We start from the raw sequence: 5,436 nt of genomic DNA, 5'->3' as shown, positions 1-5,436 counted from the left end.
ATGCTGAAGCGCTTCACCTCGACCCCATCGGCCTTGAGCCCCTTCTCCACCTGATCGGCCAGGTCGCTGGTGAAATCAGAGGGATCCACCAACATCGACACACGCTTCACCTGGCGGGAGGTGATGTAGGCAATATCAACAGGTGCAATCTGATCATTCTTAGGCTGCACAGTCACCCCCAGGCCATCTGTCTGGTTAGTGGAGGTGAGATGTACCGGCAGGATCTTTTGATCCACATACCAGGGCAGGTTGATCACGCCCACACCTGAGTTGTAGGGACCGATCACGGCATCGGCGCCACGGCGCAGCAGGCTACGCGCTACCGGTAGGGCCCGCTCAGGATCGGCTTGGTCGTCAGCACGCAGCAGCTTGACGCGCCGGCCGAGGATGCCTCCCTCAAGGTTGATCTGCTCCGCCGCGAGCTTGGCGCCACGCCACATGTCGCGACCATTGGCACGTTGGTCCCCACTCAGGGGGGCTTCCAGTCCAATCAGCAGGGGATCAGGGCGCGACCAGGCATGCCGTTTGGAGAAGCCGCCATTGGAACGACTTGCATCCCCTGTAAGGAGAAAACTATCGCCAAAGGAAAATGGTTCTTCGATGAAAAGTCGAGCCTGCTACAAGAACGTTAAGGACGCTCCATCGATGGGGCAAGTAAACAAATCGGTCGGGCTGTCTTTCTAGAGTCCTCTCCTCCCCAAAGGGCGAACCATGGGCGCAAAAAACCTGGAGCGTCGGGTGATCCAGCTCCCCATCGAGCCGGGGCTGATCTGCCTCAAGGGGCTGAGCCCCACCCGGCTGCGCTTCGAGGTGGAATACGGCCTGGAGCGCGGCACCACCGCCAACAGCTTCCTGTTCCAGCAGGTGCCCCTGCTGGTCCATCCCCCCGGGGCCTCCTTTGCCGAGCCCTTCCTGGCGGAGCTGGCGAAGCTGGTGCCGGCCGAGGCCCCCTTGAAGGTGGTGGTGGGTCACGTCAACCCCAATCGGGTAGCTCTGCTGCACCAACTGGCGGCCCGCTGGCCCAAGCTGCTGCTGGTTAGCTCCAACGCCGGCGCCAAGCTGCTCGAAGAGCTTTGGAACCTGCAGAAACCGGCCGCCCCCGGCAGCGAAACAACCCCAGAGCCGATCCCAGCGCTGCCTCGGATCGATGTGGTGAAGCAGGAGGCCAGCCGCAACCTCGTCGATGGCCACGTGCTGCGCCTGATTCCCACCCCCACCCCCCGCTGGCCCGGGGCGCTGATGGCCTTCGAGGAGACCAGCGGCCTGCTGATGAGCGGCAAATTTTTCGCGGCCCACCTCTGCAGCGAGAGCTTCGCTGAAGCCAACCGCAGCAGCAGTGAGGAAGACCGCCGCTACTTCTACGACTGCCTGATGGCACCGATGGCGCGCCAGGTGGAGTCGGTGGTGGAGCGGCTCGAAGCACTCGAAATCCGCACCATTGCCCCCGGCCACGGGCCGGCGATCAGCGAGAGCTGGCGCAGCCTGCTCAACGACTACCACCGCTGGGGCGCAACCCAGGAGCGGGCGCGCCTATCGGTGGCACTGCTGTTTGCCAGCGCCTATGGCAATACTGCCGCCATCGCCGATGCCCTCGCCCAGGGGGTCGCCCGCACCGGCGTGCGGGTGGAGAGCATCAACTGCGAGTTCACGCCACCTGAGCAGCTGCTGGCGGCGATCCGCAGCTGCGATGCAATCTTGATCGGCTCTCCCACCCTCGGCGGCCATGCCCCCACACCGATCGTGTCAGCCCTGGGCACGGTGCTAGCTGAGGGCGACCGCAGCAAGCCGGTTGGGGTCTTTGGCAGCTTTGGCTGGAGCGGTGAAGCCCTGGATCTGCTGGAGAGCAAGCTGCGCGATGGCGGCTTCCACTTCGCCTTTGAACCGATCAAGGTGAAGTTCAGCCCCGATGCGGCCAGCATCAAAGCCATCGAAGAAACCGGCACCGCCCTGGGCCGCCAACTGCAGAGCGAACAGCGCAAGGTGCAACGCCGAACCGCCAGTGGCGGCCTCAGCGAGAGCCGCAGCAATCCAGCAGTGCAGGCCCTGGGCCGGGTGGTGGGCTCCCTGTGCGTGCTCACCACCAGCAAAGGGGAGGGGGGGAGCCGCCTCAGCAGCGCCATGGTGGCCAGCTGGGTGAGCCAGGCCAGCTTCTCGCCACCAGGCTTCACCGTGGCCGTAGCCAAAGACCGGGCGGTGGAGGCCCTACTGCACGTCGGCGATCGCTTTGCTCTCAACGTGCTGGCCGCAGGGCGTGAAACCGGTCCGATGAAGCAGTTTTTGCAGCCGTTTGCCCCAGGCGCCGACCGCTTCGCCGGCCTGGAGCTGGAGCACAGCCCCAGCGGCCAACCGCTTCTACCGGAGGCCCTGGCCTGGCTGGAGGCCACGGTGCAGCAGCGCATGGAATGCGGCGACCACTGGCTGCTGTATGCCCAGGTGAGCCAGGGCGGCGTGCTCGACGCCAGCGCCACCACGGCCGTGCACCAGCGCCGCAGCGGCGCCAACTACTGAGAGCCACGGAGCCACGCCAGGGCGGCTAACTCATAGTCGTTTCGACTTCGGGCAAGCTAAACTCTCCGTCAGTCGCAACACCTGCCAAGCCATGGATATCGCCAAGCCCAACACCAAGGCCAATCTTGAAGCCGCTTTTGGCGGCGAGAGCATGGCCAATCGCAAATACCTATTTTTCGCGGAGGTGGCCAAGCAGGTCGGCAACCCCGAGCTGGCCAAGCTGTTTCGCGATACCGCTGCCCAGGAAACAGAGCACGCCTTCGCCCACTTCCGGCTGCTCCATCCCGAACTCGTCATCGACGATCCCGCCAACCTCTCCAGCGAGCAGAAGCAGGCCCTGCTCAGCCGCTGCCTGGAGCTGGCGATCGAGGGCGAAACCTACGAATACACGACCATGTATCCGGAGTTCGCCGCCCAGGCCCGCTCCGATCGCGATGGCGAAGCCGCAGCTGAATTCCAGGAGCAGATCGACGAATCACAGCAGCACGCCGGCATCTTTCGCACCGCCGCCAAAAACTTCGGCCTGCTGACGCCGATCGAGCAGCACCACGCCGAGCGCTACGGCATCGCCCTCGAAGCCCTGCAGGGCAAGGGGGTGGCCGGAGAGGCAGATGAGCCCGTAGCGGGCAAGTGGATCTGCAAACTGTGCTCGATGATTTACGACCCCACAGCAGGCGACCCCGATTCCGGCATCGCTCCGGGCACCCCCTTTGAAGCGATCCCCGACGACTGGCGTTGCCCGATCTGCGGCGCCCGCAAGGCCAGCTTCGTGCCCTACCGGGAACCCCAACTTCTGGGCGTTTGATACCCCAACCGGGCTGCAATTTTTGTAGCCCAGCACACCTTCTTCACCTATCGCTACGACGAGGGCAACAGAACAAAAACCCAGTGCTCCAAAGGGGTTTCAGGGGTCTAGGACTAGACCCGCCCAGGTTTTTTGCAGGGTGTAACGGCAATCCCAAAGCAATTCAGTAAACGGCCGCAAATTTGCCGCAAGCCCGCTGCAATGGCTGCAGTTTTGACCCCAGGGATGGCCAGCGCCAGCACAGCTATCGCCTCAACTGGCAACCATCCCCGCGGGGTGCGGGCAACGGTGCGTTATCGGGGGTTCGTGCTAATTCCCCAGGCCGATTTCACCTGGCTGGTGCGCCCGGAGCGCAGTCCCATGCATCTGCTGCCATTTCGGGCCCCCGCCAGCTCGCTGGCTGACGTCAAAGCCCTAGTTGATTGGCGCTTGGACGAAGCAATTTAAGCGGCTTGATTTAGCCAAACCCAACTTCAAGCTGCCTGGGGGGGTGGCGTTGGATCGTGGTGGATATGAAAAGGCAGCACCAGGGTGGCCCAGTGATCGGGGCGCTGGGGACGGGGGCGGCGGGAGCGACGCACACCAAAAGGAACACGCACCACGTTGGTGCCCTCCACCCGAAGCACCTGGCCCGTTCCTGTACCAGTTCCGTCGTTGCTGCCCTTCATGGTCCCGAAGATGAATGGCTTAGGCGCTGATTTTGCCTGTTAAGAGGCGTCAAGCCCGCACAGTGTGCGTCATGACGGCACTAAAGAACAGTGGCAGCTGCCACCACTTGGGCCAGTTCCTGCTCTGCCAGCGCCTGCCCTGCAAGCTCCTCCATGCTCGGGCAGGTGCACACCAGGTTGCGATCGCCGTAGGCGTTGTCAATCCGGGCCACCGCCGGCCAAAACTTCGATAGGCGCTGATCCTCACCAGCCGGAAATGCCGCCTGTTGGCGGGTATAGGGCCTGTCCCACTGGTCGGCAGTCACGGCGGCCAGGGTGTGGGGGGCTCGCTTGAGGGGGTTGTTGAGGGGATCGGCGCTGCCGGCCTCCAGCGCCGCGGCCTCCTGGCGGATCGCCACCATGGCCGCGCAGAAGCGGTCGAGCTCAGCGAGCGACTCGCTTTCCGTGGGTTCCACCATCACCGTGCCCGCCACTGGCCAGCTCACCGTGGGGGCATGAAAGCCGTAGTCCATCAGACGCTTGGCCAGGTCATCGACCTCCAGGCCGCAGCTGCGCTTGAGCGGCCGCAGATCGAGGATGCACTCGTGGGCCACGCGCCCGCCCATGCCCCGGTAGAGCACGGGGAAGTGGGGCTCCAGGCGGGCGGCCAGCAGGTTGGCAGCCAGCAGGGCCACCTGGCTGGCCTGGCGCAGGCCCGCGCCGCCCATCATGCGGATGTACATCCAGCTGATCGTCAGAATCGAAGCACTGCCCAGGGGTGCCGCAGCCACAGGCCCCACCCCTCCGCACTCAACCCCTACGGCACCCGGCAAGAAAGGCAGTAGATGGGATGCCACCGCAATCGGGCCCACGCCGGGGCCGCCGCCGCCGTGGGGAATGCAGAAGGTCTTGTGCAGGTTGAGGTGGCAGACATCGGCGCCGTAGAGGCCTGGCTTGCACAGGCCCACCTGGGCGTTGAGGTTGGCACCATCGAGGTACACCTGGCCGCCGCGGGCGTGCACCAGCTCGCAGATACGGCGAATAGCCGGCTCAAACACGCCGTGGGTGGAGGGATAGGTGACCATCAGCGCCGCCAGCTGCTCGGCGTGGGCAGCGGCCTTGGCCTCCAGGTCGGCGAGATCGATGTTGCCGGCCTCGTCGCAGGCCACCGCCACCACCTGCAGGCCAGCCATCACGGCGCTGGCTGGGTTTGTGCCATGGGCGCTGGTGGGAATCAAACAAACGGTGCGATGGGCTTCCCCCCGGCTGCGGTGCCAGGCCCGGATCGCCAGCAGGCCGGCATATTCCCCCTGGGAGCCGGCATTGGGCTGCAGCGACACACCGGCAAAACCGGTGATCAGCGCCAGCCAGCGCTCCAGATCGGCTGCCAGAAGCTGGTATCCGGCGGCCTGCTCAGCCGGGGCGAAGGGGTGCAGCTGGCTGAAGGCCGGCCAACTCACCGGCGCCAGCTCGGCG

At 65.0% G+C, this 5,436-nt stretch carries 5 protein-coding genes and 1 pseudogene; 3 read left to right on the top strand and 3 right to left on the bottom strand.

Annotation, left to right across the window (positions count from 1 at the left end):
• Positions 1 to 440: ABC transporter substrate-binding protein (locus KBY71_RS14830; RefSeq protein WP_254929653.1), on the bottom strand; the 440-nt coding region annotated here is incomplete at its 3' end.
• A gap of 271 nt (positions 441 to 711) precedes the next feature.
• Here KBY71_RS14830 and KBY71_RS14825 point away from each other — a divergent pair.
• The 3 genes from KBY71_RS14825 to KBY71_RS15220 all read left to right on the top strand — a co-directional run bounded on the left by KBY71_RS14825 (position 712) and on the right by KBY71_RS15220 (position 3,760).
• Positions 712 to 2,508 carry a diflavin flavoprotein gene (locus KBY71_RS14825; protein ID WP_254929652.1) on the top strand — a complete coding sequence of 599 codons (1,797 nt, stop codon included), beginning with the start codon at positions 712 to 714 and terminating at the stop codon, positions 2,506 to 2,508.
• Between the two features lie 91 nt (positions 2,509 to 2,599).
• The gene (locus tag KBY71_RS15115; RefSeq protein WP_261354865.1) at positions 2,600 to 3,313 is read left to right on the top strand and encodes a rubrerythrin family protein; all 714 of its coding nucleotides are present in this window, start codon (positions 2,600 to 2,602) and stop codon (positions 3,311 to 3,313) included.
• 225 nt (positions 3,314 to 3,538) lie between these two features.
• Positions 3,539 to 3,760, top strand: coding sequence for a hypothetical protein (locus KBY71_RS15220; RefSeq protein ID WP_255023337.1), 222 nt, complete (start codon positions 3,539 to 3,541; stop codon positions 3,758 to 3,760).
• A gap of 26 nt (positions 3,761 to 3,786) precedes the next feature.
• Here the strand turns inward: KBY71_RS15220 and KBY71_RS14810 are convergent, their stop codons facing one another.
• Positions 3,787 to 3,981 (bottom strand): hypothetical protein, encoded by a 195-nt coding sequence (locus KBY71_RS14810; protein WP_254929651.1) that lies wholly within the window; start codon positions 3,979 to 3,981, stop codon positions 3,787 to 3,789.
• A gap of 80 nt (positions 3,982 to 4,061) precedes the next feature.
• A pseudogene (locus tag KBY71_RS14805) lies at positions 4,062 to 5,436 on the bottom strand (beta-eliminating lyase-related protein); the annotation flags it as partial.

Origin of the sequence: Cyanobium sp. T1B-Tous, from assembly GCF_024345475.1 — a bacterium.
GTDB lineage: Bacteria > Cyanobacteriota > Cyanobacteriia > PCC-6307 > Cyanobiaceae > Cyanobium_A.
Note: the sequence above shows the minus strand (reverse complement) of the source record. Positions and strands in the feature narration are given on the sequence as shown.

Bases quoted from the DNA above. Each gene is read 5' to 3' on its own strand.
- KBY71_RS14825 (WP_254929652.1), top strand. From the start codon at position 712: ATGGGCGCAAAAAACCTGGAGCGTCGGGTGATCCAGCTCCCCATCGAG.
- KBY71_RS15115 (WP_261354865.1), top strand. From the start codon at position 2,600: ATGGATATCGCCAAGCCCAACACCAAGGCCAATCTTGAAGCCGCTTTT.
- KBY71_RS15220 (WP_255023337.1), top strand. From the start codon at position 3,539: ATGGCCAGCGCCAGCACAGCTATCGCCTCAACTGGCAACCATCCCCGC.
- KBY71_RS14810 (WP_254929651.1), bottom strand. From the start codon at position 3,981: ATGAAGGGCAGCAACGACGGAACTGGTACAGGAACGGGCCAGGTGCTT.